Consider the following 16,584-nt stretch of genomic DNA (forward strand, 5'->3'; position numbering starts at 1 on the left):
GGCACCTTTCAACATACGTCCGGTTTTTTTACATGCAACGCACTGCATGGTAGCCATGATGAACGGCACTGAGAATATTATCCGGATTCTCGGCATCGCCTACCAAGGCGCAATCGACTTTATCAGAAAGCTGATCGTACAAGGTTGTATTTGCTTTGTAACCTGCTGCAATGGCAACGGTATCGGCTTCAATCGAATGCTTCTTGCCGTCCTTCTCATAGACAACCGTCCCATTCTCGAAGGAAAGCACCTTTGCACTGGTGATCGCCTCAACCTTGCAGTCTTCAAGCAATTGCCTGAGTGCCTGGTCGTTGTTCTTACAGTGACTGGTGGTCATCAGAATCTCAGGAAGCATCTCGATCATCGTCACCGATTCAGCCTTCTGGGCACAATGACAGGCGGTTTCACAACCGACGAGGCCGGCTCCAACGACTACAACCTTCCTGCCGTAGCCCTTCTTTGCAGTCAACACATCGTTTGCTCCACAAATCCAGTCCTGGTCAATTCCCTTTATCGGAGGCATCACCGGCGTTGCTCCTGTAGCAAAGATGACCTTGTCATAGTTTCCTCTCAAAATTTCCTCGGCGCTGCCATCCTTCATCAACGAAACCTTCACGTTGCTGCGATAGAGCTTTCCAACCAAGAAATCCACATAGTCCTTCACGTCCTTCTTGAAAACAGGTCCGCCTGCCGCCAACAGCAAGCCACCAAGTACATTGCGCTTCTCCCACAGCTCGACCTGCATACCGCGTTCGGATGCAGTCAAGGCCGCTGTGATTCCTCCCGGGCCGCCACCTACAACAAGCACACGCTTTGCAGGATCTACCGGTCCGAGCGGATAGTAATCCTCGGCAAAAGCAAGGGGGTTTACTGCACAATGAAGAATTTTTCCACTGAATCCTGCATACAGACACTCATTACACCCGATACACGGGGTGATGTCGTAGGTTTTGTTCTTCTTGACTTTTTGCACCCAGTATGGATCGGCGATCGCCATATGGCCAAGCCCGATCATATCAGCCTTGCCATCAAGCAATGCGGCTTCGGCATCCGAGGGGTTCTGCATCTTGCCCTGAGAGAGCACAGGAACTCCGACATGCTTCTTGATCTCTGCTGCAACAGGGAGTTGCACCATAGGAGGCTGGTAGACGGTGTTGATCGCCTTGTACCAAGCTTCATAACAGCCGACATCCACATGCAAGGCATCGACACCGGCCTGCTCGAGAATCTTGGCCATTTCAATGCCTTCGGCGATTTCCCTTCCCCCTTCCACACCGTGATACGGGGTGAATTTATAGAGAATCGGGAAACCAGGACCTACCGCCTGTCGGATGGCTTTTACACACTCGACCGAGAAACGCATGCGGTTTTCCAAACTTCCACCATACTCATCGGTACGGGTGTTCCATAAAACGGACTGGAATTGGTCCATCAAATACCCGCCATAGCCGTGGAGCTCTACAGCGTCGGCACCTGCGCGTTTGGCAAAAGCGGCACCCTCTCCCATTTTCTGGACTAAAAATTGGATGTCTTCCTTGCTGAACGCTTTACACTTCAAACCTGGGAACCAGAAGGAATCGACTTCACTGACAGAATACGGACGTACATCGGCGGTGGTGAATTGCATTCTTCCGAGGCCCGGAGTCAACTGAATGCACAGCTTTGCTCCATGGTTATGCACTCTGCGAGAGAGAAAGCTCATCTGCTCCAATGATTTAGCCGTACCGATCACGTTGCATGCCTTCGCCTCATATTGCATGGTTACCTGGTTGGCACCAGTAATAATGAGAGCAAAACCACCTTTCGCCCGTTCCTCGTAGTAGCGTATGGAGCGGTCGGAAAACGAACCATCAGGCTCTGTCTGGGTTCCCATGGGAGCCATGTAGGTGCGGTTGCGCAATTTCATGGATGCAATGCGTGTCTGTTCCAAAAGTTTCATGTGACAATCCTCCATCAGGTTGGTAGCAGGAATACTATTCTAGTATTACCGCGGTAATGTATTTTATTACCTTAGTTCACCATACCAAGAAGAAACCTTTATGTCAATCTTATTTTATCGATATCAGGCTATCTATTTACCCGCCTTGTTGCCCAAAGATTCTTCTGGTAAAGTAGCAAGCAAGGGGTGAGTGAAGATGGACATGAAGGCATACATCATCGCCAAAGGCGGCGAACTGTTCAAACAAAAGGGGTATGAGGCTGTCACGGTCAATGACATCTGCACTGCATGCGACATCACAAAAACTACGTTTTATTATCACCTAACCTCGAAACAGGACATTCTACTCCAGCTGTACGATATCATCGTCGATAACCTTACCCCGATGCTCAAGCAGATGATCCACATCCATTCGAGCTGGGAACAAATCCAACATCTGTTTGACTACCTTATGACCAGCTTCATGGATCTGGGTTCGGATTTGAACAGCCAGCTGCTTATCGTCAACCTGCAGCGCAGACAACGAGCATTGGATGTACGCAAGAGTCTTGAAGAGATAGCTGTCCAAATTATCGCAGAAGGACAGAAAAGCGGACAAATACGGAATCCCAGCTCACCCCAGAGCCTGTATGCCGCCTCGGCCTACATGTTCACCGGATATGAGTACATGTGGTGTACGCTTCAAGGGAATTTTGCGTGGAAGCAGCTATTCTTCACCTCCCTGGCTTCCTTGCTTGATATAGAACCGTCACTCAGACAGAGTGAAAGCCCCCTTCCCTGACCGGGAAAGGGGCGGACCTCCAGATTAAGCCTTGTTGAGAGGACGTACCGGCCGGGCTTCGATATAGCCGCGGTAGCCCAGCGGTGCGAGCTGGAACCGAGGACCATCCTCATCGGAGAACTGATACCCATACAAGGTCGGGTCGTAGGTCTTCATCAACTCCCAGAGGTTGTTGATGGCCTTCTCGAAATGCTCCTCATCAAAAGGAGGACCCTGGAACACCATCATCGTGCATGCCGGAAGAGTAATGATGTCAAACCCTTCAGGAATTGGACCGGTGAACGAAAGAGGAACCTCCACACCCTGCAGATACTCCGAAGTTCCCAATTTCCTCATGTTCTTGGGCATCCACATTCCTATCGGCTCGAACATAGCCCCTTCGATTGATCCGAGGGTATCCCAAATATCACACCCTACTTCCTCGCAATATGCAAAGTAATGGGTTGCTTTATGGGCATACTTCACCACCACTTTCCGTTCCGGTCGCTGAACAACCTGGACAAAAACAGTCTCCATACGTGATTCTCCTTCACTTTCTGTTGTAAGGGCGGATCTCTGATGATAGGCGGCAAGAGCTTTGCGGAACGCTGAGGGATTCATACCGAACTGCTTGGTGAAGGCACGCGTGAATCCTTCATGCGAGTCGAATACGAATTCAAATGCAACATCGATGATGCTCCGGTCACTCGTACCCAGTGCATGGGCGGCGGCAGCCAGCCTTCTGCTCCTGATATACGAGAAGGGAGCGCATCCTGTTGCCTCCTTGAACAGCCGGTCGGCATGCCACGGGGAATACGCTGCAGCAGAGGCCAGCTCCGCTTGAGTGATCGGATTTTCTAGATGGTCCTCGATATACGAGAGCATTCTCAGTACCGCTTGCTTTTGAAACTCATCCATCGTCACTATCGTCCTTTACCCAGAGTGTAGCCCTTCGGGGGCCATCATGCTTGACCGTCCTTGCTAGTATCGCATCGAAAGAGCAATTTCCCCAGCGTTCTCCAGAGGGTAATAATTCACATAATTTCACTTATTAATCATTTTTATTCATTTTTTGATTTTTCTAGACAACTCAATGGTTCGATGCTACAGTGTATCAGAATCGGGGTGATTCAAAAGGAGTCTGCAATGAAAAAAAGTATTCTTTGTATTGGCATGCTGCTGATTGCGGCCGTACTCTTTGGTGTGGGGATCAGCGAACAAGCTCATTTCAGCGATCCATCCAATGCTGCATATTTGGAGCAGTATTTCCAGATAAAGCTACCCGCAAGCGGTTTGGAGGCAAAACAATTCGGCGCTGCACTTACCGCCATCACCGGTAAACCAGTCTCGCTTTCAGAGCCGAAGGACATCTTCAAGGCTTTGGTCGAGAGTGCGGATCTCAGCCAGTTGGCCCTGACATACACCACAGAGAAGGCAGGCGAGCGTCTTGCATATTACGGTATCACCGAAACAGTTCCCGCTGATTTGAGTCGGTATGTCGCATGTTCACTTGATGCACACCTCCTTCCTGCATCGACGGCGAAGGATTTACTGGGTGCACGCCATGTCTCCAGCGAAACCGCCGCAAACCTCTTGATGAGTGTGGCCAATGCAACCGGAATAAGCCGCAACTATATTGGAAGATTGAGCGACAGCGACATCCTCATGCACATATCCAACGCTTTCGATGGCTACACGCTCTTCAGTGACGGCAACTTGGATGCAATCGGAGCGATGGCTGTCCAGAAGCGCGCCTCCACCGGATACAACCTTAAAAAGGATGCTGATGATGCACGTTTCCTCACCACGCGAACAATCCAGTACGGGCACAGCGATGAAACCCATCTCAAACAGTTGACGGTGCTGCTCAACAGTGAGGGAATCGACGCAAAACTGCAAATCGAGCCCAAGGTATCCATTTATGAATACCTGCTCGACTGGGGCCCGGTACCCGAGCCGAGTCCGTATTATATGGTATTGCAGTTCTCAGAAAACCTCTATCTGGCCTATGCCGTTGAATACGATGCCAAGTTCGAGTTCGATACGCACGAGGACCTGCTTGCGTTCGACTCCCTCATCAACACCTACGCCAAGAAGAATGATGCAAACCAGGCAAAGAACAGCAATGTGGCACTTCTGAAGGGTGCCTGGTGGCAGCCGCTGTACAGCACTACCTTCCAAGCCGATGAAAAGGCATATCAGGAAATCGTCGATTGCGTACTCGAAGAAAACGGATACTCCATACATCCCTTCTCGCTTGTGGAAACCAAGCAGAACCTCATTGACACGCTGGAGAATCTCAGCGCTCTGGAAGTACAGGAACGTACCTTGTATGTCAACAACGCCTTTTATCGCTACTTGAGCGGATCGGATTATCAGTAACCAAGCAGGTACGGGCAGGCAGACGAATCCAGTCTGCCTGCCTTGGCATGGAGAATTTGCACATTTCCCTGCTGTTTAAGTGTACAATTGAGATAAGGAGAGCCTTACTGCATGATACCCTACGTTCGGCAAAGCCAAATCTATTCCTACATCAAGATGAAGCAAATCGCGTACATCGACGAGCTTTTGGATTTGACCAAAGTATCACTTCCCACTGTCAGGCGCGACCTGAAGAAGCTTGAGGAGGAAGGAAAAATCATCCTGCTCAACGGGGGAGGTGTCAGGCTCACTGAAGAGGCGGAGCACTCGGTGGTAACCAGGCTGGAAGTCCAAGCCGATGAAAAGTATCTCATTTGCAATAAAGCCGCCTCCCTGCTTGAGAACAATGAGTTCATCTATGTAGGACCGGGAACGACGGAGAACTATCTGATCGGCTTTCTGGCCGGCAAGAACATCACGGTGGTCACCAACGGCATCTATCATGTACCCAAATTGTTGCAATATAAGATCAAGACCATTGTGATCGGGGGCCAACTTGACCACAACTACGGCATTACGTGCGGCCCGGAGGTATTGGAGGAGATCGAGCGGATGAACTTTTCCACGGCCTTGATAGGGGCGAGTGCAGTATCACAGGCGGGAGTCTCCTCCTTCGACCGGGATGTCTCGATCATCAACCGCAAGGTGCTGGGCAGGTCGAAAAAGCGCATTCTCATGGTCGATTCGACGAAATTCAGTGCTTTTTCGCACCATGTTTTCGCCCATATTGAGGATTTCGATCACATCATTACTACGGAAAAAGCAGGCCTCGATAGCAATGACATGCCGAACATCGTCATTGCCGATGCCGCAGATTTATAACAGGAAAAGGTGTTTTGCATGAATAAAGCCATTATAGGAGGAACCGGAGTTGGGTCGCTGCCCAATCTGCAAGGGCCATTTCAAACGGAAACCGCCTTTGGCGTGGTTCAAACCTATCGTTTCAGAATTGAAGAAGAGGAGATACTTTTTTTACCCAGACATGGGAGCGGTCATACTACACCGCCCCATGCCATCAACTATCGCGCCCAAATGGCCGCCCTCAAGCAGGAAGGTATAACCTATGTCTATGCATTGGCTACCAGTGGTTCCATGGACCCTTCGATCAGTGAAGGTTCCATCGTGGTTATCGAAGACTTCCTCGACTATACGACAAGCCGCATCAAGACCTTCTTTGACGGTTCAAACCAGAAGGTCGCCCATACCGATATGAGCGATCCCTACTGCAAGAACCTCAGGACCTTGTTTGGAGAGGCTGCAAAGCAACAGGGCGTGCCCTTTTACACCGGTGGTGTCTATGTCTGCACCGAAGGCCCCCGCTTTGAAGGCAGGGCGGAGATCGCCATGCTCAGGAAAGCAGGAGGAACGCTGGTCGGCATGACCGGCATTCCGGAAGTGTTTCTTGCAAAGGAACTTGGGCTTTGCTACTGTGCCATCGGCCTTATCTCCAACATGGCTTGTGGAATCAAGAACGAGAATCTTGCCCACATCGACCATGGCAAGCGGATATCAGAAGCAAAGGAAGCGGTAATGCAGGTCATTACCAATATCTTTAGTACCAAAACACTTGACCAAGACCATTGTGACTGCGCAAAGGCAGTTCTCTACCTATAAAACGTAAGGAGATGCAGATGCATACAACCATCCCTGTCAGTATACAGCATGATCCAGTGAGACTGGTCCTGCTCGATCAGACCAAACTCCCTGAGGAGGAGCTGTTTTTGTATTTGGACAGTCGTGACTCAATCTATGAGGCCATCAAGAAGCTTCGTGTGAGAGGAGCCCCGGCCATCGGCATCGCTGCAGCATACGGGATGTACGTATGTCTTGCCCGGCAAGCCTACCCCAGCCTTGAGGCAATGGCGCATGACTTTACTGCGCTGAAGCAGTATTTTGCATCAAGCCGCCCTACTGCTGTAAACTTGTTCTGGGCGCTTGAGCGTATGCAAAAGCGTTTTGATGCAGAGCTGAGAAAGCAGGAGATCAGCCGGAGTCTCATGCTCAAAGCCTTGCTTGACGAGAGTAATGCCATTTTTGCCGAGGACCAGGCGATGAGCATTGCAATCGGGGAACACGGACTCAAGCTCTTCGACAAGTCCAAGCATTGGGGTGTGATGACCCACTGCAATGCAGGCGGCTTGGCCACCAGCGGCTACGGGACCGCCCTCGCCCCGCTCTACCTCGGCCATGAACGGGGCTATCGATTCAGCGTCTATTCGAATGAGACCAGGCCGCTCTTGCAAGGCAGCCGTCTTACGGCCTATGAACTGGCAAAAGGCGGCCTCGATGTCACCATTCTCTGTGACAACATGGCCTCCTTGGTCATGAAGGAGGGGAAGATCAATGCCGTCATCGTAGGAGCGGACCGTATCGCCGCCAACGGCGATGCTGCGAACAAGATCGGTACATCTGGTGTCGCTATTCTTGCCAACCATTACGGTATTCCTTTCTACGTTGCCGCCCCCAGTTCAACGTTTGATCTCGCAACAAAACAGGGAGACGACATCGAAATTGAACAGCGTGATGCCGAGGAAGTCGTCAATGGTTTCGGCAAACGCACAGGACCCAAGGATGTGAGGGTCTACAACCCGGCCTTTGACGTGACCGACGCATCCTTGATCACGGCCATCATCACCGAGAAGGGTATCATCGAACACCCGACCACCGAGAAGGTGGCAAAGCACTTGCTCGGCTGAATGTTTGAACTTGGTTAACCAACAACCATCTTTTATAATGGTTGATGCTATGTTTATGTAAGGAGAAGGTTATGAAGAGAGTTTTAGGATTCATCGCACTGGTTCTTATCACTGGCTTGCTCTTCGCAGCAGGTGCTGCTGAAACAAAACCGGCAGCCGCAGGTTTGAACATTGCCATTATCACCACCCCTTCGGGAGTCGATGACGGTTCGTTCAATCAGGACAACTACAACGGGATTCTTGCATTCGTAAAGAATCATCCTACTGCAAAGGCGACCGCCATCCGCGAACCCAGCGGAGATGTTGCAGCTGCCCTGAAGGCGGCAGCCGATGTCGTAGCTGAGTACGATGTACTGGTCTGCACCGGGTTCCAGTTTGCCGGAATCGGCGAATTGGCCATGGAGAACCCTGATACCAAGTTCATTCTTGTTGACACCTACCCCACCGATGCAAAGGGAAACACCGTTGAGCTTCCAAATGTCTACGCCATGACCTTTGCCGAGCAGGAGTCAGGCTTCTTCGCAGGAGTTGCCGCCGCCCTTGAGACCAAGACCAACAAGGTCGCAGTCGTCAATGGTGTAGCCTACCCCTCGAACGTCAACTATCAGTATGGCTTTGAGACCGGCGTCATCTACGCAAACAAGAAACTTGGTACCAACGTCCAGATTGTTGAACTCCCCTCCCGTGCCGGCACCGATGTAACCGGAGCCAATGTAGGGGGAAACTATGCAGGTTCCTTTGCTGATGAAGCAACCGGAAAGGTCATCGGTCAGCAGCTGTTCGCCCAGGGCGTCGATATTATTTTCGTTGCAGCAGGAGCTACCGGCAATGGAGTGTTCACTGCAGCCAAGGAGAGCAACGGCAGGCTGAAGGTCATCGGTTGCGACGTCGACCAGTGGGACGATGGAACGGTAGGAAGCGGCAACATCATCCTGACCAGTGTGTTGAAGGTGATGAGCTTGAATGTCGAGCGTGTTCTGAACCAGATCCAGGAAGGAACCTTCAAGGGTGCAAACATGCTGTTGAAGGCTGACACCGATTCCACTGGATTCGTCAAGAAAGCCGGTCGCAACCAGCTCGCTCCCTCCACCATCCAGAAGCTCGATGAGGCATATGCCCTCGTGCAGAAGGCTGTCATTGTTCCTGCTTCCAACTTCGGTGGTTTCACCCCCGAGCAGTTCAAGGTAAACTAAGAAAACGAGTGATACACCCGTGCCTGCCTCAGGCACGGGTCCCTATCGCAAAGAGGCATACCGACGTGGAAAACCTTGTAGAATTTCGGCATATCACCAAACGATTTCCCGGCATTGTTGCGAATGATGACATCTCTCTTTCGGTACGCAAGGGTGAGATTCTTGCCATCCTTGGCGAGAATGGAGCGGGAAAAAGCACCCTGATGAGCATGCTCTTTGGCATGTACACCCCGGATGAAGGCGAAATCTTCATTCGAGGAAAAGCTGAGCATATCACCAGTCCCTTGGTGGCAAATGAATTGAACATCGGGATGGTCCACCAGCACTTCATGTTGGTTGAGAACCAAACCATCACTGAGAACATCATCATGGGAATCGAGCCGAAAAAGAGAAAATTCGGTTTGTTCCCCATTGTAGATCTGCAGTCGTCCCACGAAAAGGTACAGCAGTTGTCCATGCACTATCATCTGGAGGTCAATCCCAGGGATACAATCGAGGATGTGCCGGTATCCACACGTCAGCGGGTGGAAATTCTGAAGATGCTCTACCGTAATGCGGAGATTCTTATTTTTGATGAACCGACCGCTGTTTTGACTCCCCAGGAAATTGAGTCGCTGCTTCTCATCATCAAATCCCTGCGTGACAGCGGTAAGACCATCATTCTTATCACCCACAAGCTCGATGAAATCAAGAAAATCGCAGACCGATGTGCAATCCTTTGCAAGGGCAGGCTCATCGATGTACTGGAAGTCGCCACTACATCGGTCCAGCATATGTCCGCCCTGATGGTCGGCCGCGACGTCTCGCTCACCCTGGATAAGGTTGAGCATGAGAAAGGAGCCGAGGTTTTAAAGGTAGAGAATGTAAGTGTAGTTTCGCAGGATCATATTACGTTGGTGGACTCAGTCAGTTTTAGCGTACATGAGGGTGAAATCCTTGCCATAGCCGGGGTGTCCGGCAACGGCCAAGTTGAAATCGCTGATGCAATAGCAGGCCTCATTCCCATAAAAAGCGGCAGAATCCTGCTGCAGGGCAACGATATCACGACCGCATCCGTTCGCAAGCGCATTGAGGCCGGACTGAGCTATATTCCCGAAGATCGTCACGCCGTCGGTTTGATCCTCGACTTTAATCTCAGGGAAAACCTCTGTCTGAAGCAGTATTACCGCAGCCCGTACAGCAATGAGCGGGGCATCCTGCAACATGATGCGATGAATGAGTTGGGCAACACCCTTATCGAAGCGTTTGATATCAGGACCAGCAAAGGCAACGATACGCTGGTGCGAAGCATGAGCGGAGGCAACCAGCAAAAGGCGATCATCGCACGGGAGATTAATCTCGATTCCAAGCTGATCATGTTCGTCCAGCCCACCCGCGGCTTGGATGTGGGTGCCATCGAGGCTATCCACACCCGCATCAACTCCCTGCGCAGCGAAGGAAAAGCCATTTTATTGATCTCGTTGGAACTCGATGAGGTGTTGCAGCTTGCCGATACCATTTTGGTCATGTACAACGGCAAGGTGCAGACCATACGAAAAGCGAATGAACTGACAAAACTTCAGGTCGGTGAATATATGATGGGGGTGCATGTTGAAAAGAACTAGCCTGATCAAGCGTTTGTTCATCCTCTGTTGCGGCAAGGGCAGGCATCAGCTGCTCAGGACGTCGCTCTTCTGTATCGTTCTCAGCCTCTTGGCAGGAATCATCCTGCTCCTGCTTTTAGGCAAGAATCCATGGGAAGCGTATAGAAGCATTCTCCAAGGGGCGGGAATCCTGGCCAAACCCCGCTATGCCGGAAGAAAGAGCCAGCTCACCGATTTCATGAGCCTGCTCAACTACACCACCCCGATGGTCTTTGCAGCCCTTTCGGTTGCCGTGGCACTCAAATGCGGGATATTCAACATCTGCGTCTCCGGCATTATGGTTTTCTCAGGTTTCATGGCCACCGTCCTGGTTGGATACTCCAATCTCGACCCCTTTGTTGCAAAAATCCTGGTTGTCCTTATCGGTGCCCTGTCAGGTGCATTACTTGGTATGCTCATCGGCTATCTCAAGCATCGCTTCAATATGAACGAAGTGGTGGTAGCCATCATGCTGAACTATATCATCAGCTATGTGGTAAGTTTCTTCATCCAAACCCGATTCATCGACCCCATCACCCGTCAGTCGGTGGCGGTCACTCAGAACGCCCGCCTCACGTTGTTCGATTATCCGGTGGGAAACTTGAAAATGGAGATCGCCTTGGTATTTCCACTTGCCATTTTTGCCGTGTTTGCAATCAAGTTCGTACTTGACCGCACTCGTTTCGGCTTCGAGCTGAAGGCTGTGGGAAGCAACAGCAAGGCAAGCAACTATGCAGGCATCCAGGTAGGAAGAGCCGTGGTTTTTACGATGATCATCAGCGGGGCCTTGGCAGGTCTGGCAGGGGTATCCTACTATTTGGGCAGCAATGCCTCCATCCAGCCTAGAGTGCTTCCCTCACTGGGTTTCGATGCCATTGCAGTCGCTTTGCTGGGAAATACCAGTGCCATCGGCAGTTTCTTTGCCTCACTTTTGGTTATGATTTTCGATTGCGGTACCACCTATATGTCATCGCGCATGCAGGTGCTTCGGGAAATTGCAGCGTTGATCACCAGTATCCTGCTGCTCTTCAGTGCCATCGGCATTTTCTTCAGAAACCTTGCCGATCGCTTCCAACAGGAAGCCGAGGAGGTTTGAAGCTATGAACACCATCATCATTGAAGGGCTTTCCTTCTCACTGCCTCTCTTCATTATTGCCATCGGCGGCATCTACAGCGAAGGCAGCGGTATCACAAACCTTGCCTTGGAAGGGTTGTTGGGCTTCGGAGCCTTTTTCGGGGGTCTCAGCTATGCAATTCTGAGCAGGACCTTCGGCGGTGATCCCACCGTACTCATTTACGCCTCACTCGGCTTTGCCATGGTCGGGGGAGCACTGCTTGCCCTTCTGCATGCCCTTATGTGCATCAAGTTCAAGGCAAACCAGGTTATCAGCGGTGTCGTAATCAACATGCTCAGTGTTGCTTTAACCGCCTTTTTGGCCAATCAGATCAACGCCTCATTCTTTGGACAACCTTCCAACAAATTCTTGTTGGAAGTCTTCCCCAAAGCAACCATCCCGCTGCTCTCGCGAATCCCGATTCTTGGAGCGGTCTTCACCGATTTCTACACCTTCGAGCTTATTATCGTTGTGGTTGCCCTGTTTATGGCGTATGTGCTGTACAAGACTCCGACGGGAATGCATATCCGTGCCTGCGGGGACAACCCGCACGCCCTCGCGGCAGCAGGTGGGAACGTACAGAAGGTTCGCTTCTGGTCGGTAATCGCCAGTGGAGCGCTCTCGGGTCTTGGTGGCATGTGTTTCGCCTACTCCATCTCAACCACCTTCTCTCCGAACATTTATATGGGCTTCGGATACCTTGCCATCGCCGCCTACATTTTCGGTTCCTGGAAGATCGGGCCAACCTTCCTCGCCTGTATTCTCTTCGGCTTCGCCCGCAGCGGAGGCTATGTCCTTGTACAGAAACTCAGCCTCCCCTCCTCATACGGGGATTTGGTTCTCACCCTTCCCTATATTGTTACGCTGGTTCTGTTGCTCTTCTTCTCCTCGACCAACAAGCCTCCAAGAGCACTCGGGGAGGTGTATGACCAAGCAAAGCGATAATCCCATACCAATTCGCCCACTTGCAAGATGAGAGGAAGCAGACCATACTTGGGACGGGAGGGTCCTGTATGACCAATGAAATACGTTTGGATGCTGTCAATGAAGCGATCGGGGAGGTTGCAACCGATATTGCACAGGCCTATGCGGAATTCGGGAATCTTACAAGCATGTTTCTCGGTCAGACATCCTCGACTCTGCAACTGCGCCTGTTCAGACCGCTTGCCTTGGAAGTCTCACTGTATATGTGCGCTCTATTACTTGCAATAGATAAGAGCTTGACTGAATCGGTGCTTGAGGATACACAAGCGTATGCAGCCGACCTAGCCAAGGATGTCAATACAGTCTTAGGCGAGTATGAAACAAGCACTGACCCGCTTACGCTGTTCATCCAACGGTGCCAGGCAGTCGTTGCCCAGGACTCCTTGTGGTTGAGCACCCAACGACAGGATGCACAACCACAGATCTCCATCAGCGACAAGGGCTATATCGCCATTCAAAAAGGAGCAGCGAGGCTCCAAGGCCTGACTGCACTTCTCTAATAGGATTGCAGTAACATTTCTACGACGGTGTCTCTTCCCGAAAGGATGTCATCAACAGTCTTGCCAATGACAAGATCAGGGATCAGGGATCCCGTTTGATACGTTTTGTCCATCACAAAATGCTTGGTCGAGTACGTGACGGGAATACCGCTGCCCGGCAGGGAGAATTGCTTGATCTCACCGTAGTGATTCAGACTGCCTCCGGTGGGCTCTCCCACCAGTCGTGCATTGGTCCGTTTTTTAAAGTGCATTGCATTCATCAGAGCCGAGGAGAAGGTTCCCTCGCCTATCAACACATCGATGCTGAAACCTTGTTTCTCCTGCAATACGTCAAGCCCATCCACCAACGGTTCCAGCAGGCGGGAGTCTCCCCCGCTGTTGTACCTCAGGTCGATCATCACGTGGTCGAATGAAGCTGACTCTATCAGGGCAAGGATTTCCTTGATGAACCCATCCAACGGATGCTCCTCATACGACATGCAGACGTTGTACTGTACAAAGAGTGTATTCTTCTCTTCAAGCAACAGAGCCCGATACGGCGCGTTGGTTGCCCCGGTTTCAGGATGGGCCTGATACCACGTTGCAAAGCTCAACATGCCGTACTCGTTGGCCGAGACGCTCTGCAAAGAGATAGTCTCTTCTTTACCACCGGAGCGGGGTTTGACGGTAAGCGTCACCACCTCGGTCGGAGATGTTGCAATACCCAAGTAGGTGTAGAGGTTTGTCAGGTTGAGCTGTTGGGAGAGGTAATGCCGCAGCCACACCTGGTTGTCGTGGCTGAACAACGGTGATGCAAGCCTTTCTACTTCGCTCATCGGAAAGCCGTTGATGGCGATGACTTCGCCACCCAGCAACGATTCATGCATGCGCTCTACAACACTCACCCTCCACGCTCCCTCTACATAGGAGAACTGGGCAGGTATGGCCGAGAGCTGTGCTACAAGTTCTTGCGTTAGGCCCACCGAAGTATGGGAATCCTTGGCATAGGATGCCAATTCACGGAGAGAGAAGTACAGGTCGATATCGGAGGCGTTTTCCGTCCGCCGCACTGCATCCACATATGCGTTTTTGAAGTCTGTCCTTGAAGTCTCATGGAAAAAATCAACATGAAGCTTGGGAAGGTTTTTATAGAGATAGGTTATGTCACCTTGGTGCGGGTTTGTCACCTCCATCTTGGTGGCACAGCCTCCAAGAAGAACCAGAGCTACGAGAACCACTACAGAGATTATTGTGCGGGAATGTTTCATGGACAGGAGTATAGCATACAATGCAAATCCAACCAGCGGACTGTTACCCTTCAGGCCCAAATTACGACAAAATACTGAGAGAATTCAGCAGTTTCCTTGGGCTGAATTCTCTCTTGAACACCCGCCCTTACAAGGCACCAACATCAAGGCGCACCCCGACTGACATCTCAAGGTTCTGCATGGTATTGCCTGCCTCATGTTTATAGTTTGTCACATGGGTGTAATAGAGATGCATCCCAAAGGTGAAAGCATCCTGTAATTGGTATTCCCCTTTGATTCCGACTTGGTGATGGATGGCATCAGGCCAATTTTTTCTGGAACCTTCAGGTCGCACAATATTTTCACCATCTTTCTGCGGTAAGCGCATGAATACATCATAGGGGCCCTTCACCCCGTAGTTATAGGATGCTGTTAGATTGTAGTGACCGAATTCTGTATATCCAAGCTCCAGGTGCAGTTGGCTGTAGTCGTTTCCCTCGCTGTATCCAAGCATTCTCACCGTATAACCACCTCTGGTTATTGCAGTGTTGCGCTGGGTGACCGTAGGGGTCTGAAGCCAATACTTGTGGGTGTACAGCCAATCGCTCGTATTCACATACTCAACACCTCCGGTGATATACCCCTTCCCAGCGGGAGTCCTGCTCAGGGCGCCGACGATGAACCCGTAGGCTGGAGGATCGAGACTGTCACTCTCATGACTCATGGTGAACTGATCCAGTACACCCGAAGCATACAGATATCCGTACTTGCCGATTGCAGCCTGCACATCCAATGCCAACAGGGAGTTGGTCTGTTCCCCGTTGTTTGTGTTGTGCCAGAAAGCCAGGGGCATGAAGGTAAAGAGTTCAGGCACAGCTCGTGCGTACACAGCAGCTTCAGTAACAGCGGCATACACTTTTTCGTTGAGGAAGCGGAACTCCATGGAGTGGGTCAGATATCCCTTGTATGGGTAGAGGCCGGTATCCATATATCCATTAAAGTCAGTTCCTGTAGGATTGGTAGAATAAATATTTTGATTATAACCACTTGTAAGAGTTGATAGGTCTAAAGACATGCTGACACCGTCACTCTCATGTGCATACTTTCCAGAATTACCCAAACCAGGATTCAGCGATAGATAGGAGAAGTTATACTTGAATATCTTGTTGTACCAGCTCATCCTCACCGCAGGAATCTTATCGGCGTCCTTGCTGAGAATGAGATTGCCCGTTCTTCCTGTTCCAATGGAATACTCACCTGATCCCAGATAGAAGCTCCAGTGGGGTTTGCTGTAGCTTAGATAATAGCTGTCAGGGAAGTGATGATAGATATGATCAAAACCCAGCGGGATATTTCCCCAATTCACGTAGGGAGCATTGGTGGCAGGTTGATTGAAAGAGCTTGTTGGATAGAGACCTACACCAGGTTGCTCCTTGATATCTATATCCACCTCAGCAAAGAAGGCATCCCCTCCCCAGAACTGGATGGGAAGTGAAAGGATCGGCGACCTTTCGGTGTACCCGTATGCGTACTTGTTCAGGTAGTGTTGATAAGCATTGTCCCAAATAAGCTTCTTATTGGTGTTGGCATACAACTCAGGGGAGATGATGGCACTATAAGAAAAAGCCGAATACTCTTCATTATACAGTGCGGAAACAACCAGTTCCTTTTGGATACTCTTGAGCGTATGACGTCCGCTCTCTGAGAGCTCGCTGCTCTCGATATGCTTGAGGTAGTACTGGTACTCATCTACGGTGTAGGGTCGGGCCGTAAAGGGGACTACCTTTGCTGATTCGAGGTACAAAGAGTCCAAGGCTTCATACAACCAGGAATCGAGGGAAATAAAATGGGCCCCGTTGGGAACTGCTGAAAGAGGTGCGACCGACAGGGCGCACGCCATGATCACATACAAAAGCACCCTTTGGACAAGAGTCTGCCTTTTCATACTGAGAATCTCCTCTAGCTGTGATAAATATGCTATGGTGGAAACTATACTATAGGTAATGATTAAGTGGGTGGATAAATTGCGTATATTTCGAATATCTCATCGCTGTCTTTTACTACTTCTTGTACTTATTTTTAATTCTGTCCAAATTTCTGCTTCCAATGCTCATACCGTTGTTTCTTC

Annotated in this window: 14 protein-coding genes; 10 read left to right on the top strand and 4 right to left on the bottom strand. The window is 50.6% G+C overall.

The window, feature by feature from the left end; all coding sequences use genetic code 11:
- Positions 1–28 precede the first annotated feature (28 nt).
- Positions 29–1,939, bottom strand: a complete 1,911-nt coding sequence (locus MUG09_RS08475) for an oxidoreductase (protein ID WP_244770982.1) — start codon at positions 1,937–1,939, stop codon at positions 29–31.
- Positions 1,940–2,135: 196 nt separating this feature from the next.
- On the opposite strand from MUG09_RS08475, the gene MUG09_RS08480 reads away from it, so the two are divergent.
- Positions 2,136–2,720, top strand: coding sequence for a TetR/AcrR family transcriptional regulator (locus MUG09_RS08480; protein WP_244770983.1), 585 nt, complete (start codon positions 2,136–2,138; stop codon positions 2,718–2,720).
- A gap of 24 nt (positions 2,721–2,744) precedes the next feature.
- On the opposite strand, the gene MUG09_RS08485 is transcribed toward MUG09_RS08480, so the two are convergent.
- Positions 2,745–3,617, bottom strand: a complete 873-nt coding sequence (locus MUG09_RS08485; protein WP_244770984.1) for an AraC family transcriptional regulator — start codon at positions 3,615–3,617, stop codon at positions 2,745–2,747.
- A 228-nt stretch (positions 3,618–3,845) separates the two neighbouring features.
- Here MUG09_RS08485 and MUG09_RS08490 point away from each other — a divergent pair, with 228 nt between their 5' ends.
- The 9 genes from MUG09_RS08490 (at position 3,846) to MUG09_RS08530 (ending at position 13,230) form a co-directional block, all read left to right on the top strand.
- Positions 3,846–5,081, top strand: coding sequence for a hypothetical protein (locus tag MUG09_RS08490; RefSeq protein ID WP_244770985.1), 1,236 nt, complete (start codon positions 3,846–3,848; stop codon positions 5,079–5,081).
- Between the two features lie 111 nt (positions 5,082–5,192).
- Positions 5,193–5,942 (top strand): DeoR/GlpR family DNA-binding transcription regulator, encoded by a 750-nt coding sequence (locus tag MUG09_RS08495; RefSeq protein ID WP_244770986.1) that lies wholly within the window; start codon positions 5,193–5,195, stop codon positions 5,940–5,942.
- A gap of 18 nt (positions 5,943–5,960) precedes the next feature.
- Positions 5,961–6,734, top strand: coding sequence for an S-methyl-5'-thioinosine phosphorylase (locus MUG09_RS08500; protein WP_244770987.1), 774 nt, complete (start codon positions 5,961–5,963; stop codon positions 6,732–6,734).
- A gap of 17 nt (positions 6,735–6,751) precedes the next feature.
- Complete coding sequence (mtnA, locus tag MUG09_RS08505) at positions 6,752–7,816, top strand: S-methyl-5-thioribose-1-phosphate isomerase (RefSeq protein ID WP_244770988.1); 1,065 nt, start codon at positions 6,752–6,754, stop codon at positions 7,814–7,816.
- Positions 7,817–7,887: 71 nt separating this feature from the next.
- Positions 7,888–9,009, top strand: coding sequence for a BMP family lipoprotein (locus MUG09_RS08510; protein ID WP_244770989.1), 1,122 nt, complete (start codon positions 7,888–7,890; stop codon positions 9,007–9,009).
- A 65-nt stretch (positions 9,010–9,074) separates the two neighbouring features.
- Positions 9,075–10,613, top strand: a complete 1,539-nt coding sequence (locus tag MUG09_RS08515) for an ABC transporter ATP-binding protein (RefSeq protein WP_244770990.1) — start codon at positions 9,075–9,077, stop codon at positions 10,611–10,613.
- Complete coding sequence (locus MUG09_RS08520) at positions 10,597–11,727, top strand: ABC transporter permease (protein ID WP_244770991.1); 1,131 nt, start codon at positions 10,597–10,599, stop codon at positions 11,725–11,727. Before MUG09_RS08515 ends, MUG09_RS08520 begins: the two co-directional genes overlap by 17 nt.
- Before the next feature lie 4 nt (positions 11,728–11,731).
- On the top strand, positions 11,732–12,691 hold the full coding sequence (locus tag MUG09_RS08525) for an ABC transporter permease (protein WP_244770992.1): 960 nt from the start codon (positions 11,732–11,734) through the stop codon (positions 12,689–12,691).
- Positions 12,692–12,759: 68 nt separating this feature from the next.
- Complete coding sequence (locus tag MUG09_RS08530) at positions 12,760–13,230, top strand: hypothetical protein (RefSeq protein ID WP_244770993.1); 471 nt, start codon at positions 12,760–12,762, stop codon at positions 13,228–13,230.
- Here the strand turns inward: MUG09_RS08530 and MUG09_RS08535 are convergent.
- A complete protein-coding gene (locus MUG09_RS08535; protein ID WP_244770994.1) occupies positions 13,227–14,477 on the bottom strand; it encodes a S41 family peptidase in 1,251 nt (416 codons plus the stop codon). The two genes, MUG09_RS08530 and MUG09_RS08535, sit on opposite strands and share 4 nt — an antisense overlap.
- Before the next feature lie 127 nt (positions 14,478–14,604).
- Positions 14,605–16,401: a hypothetical protein gene (locus MUG09_RS08540; protein WP_244770995.1), complete on the bottom strand. Its 1,797-nt coding sequence runs from the start codon at positions 16,399–16,401 to the stop codon at positions 14,605–14,607.
- Positions 16,402–16,584 lie beyond the last annotated feature (183 nt).

Source organism: Sphaerochaeta associata (assembly GCF_022869165.1).
GTDB classification, from domain to species: Bacteria; Spirochaetota; Spirochaetia; order Sphaerochaetales; family Sphaerochaetaceae; genus Sphaerochaeta; species Sphaerochaeta associata.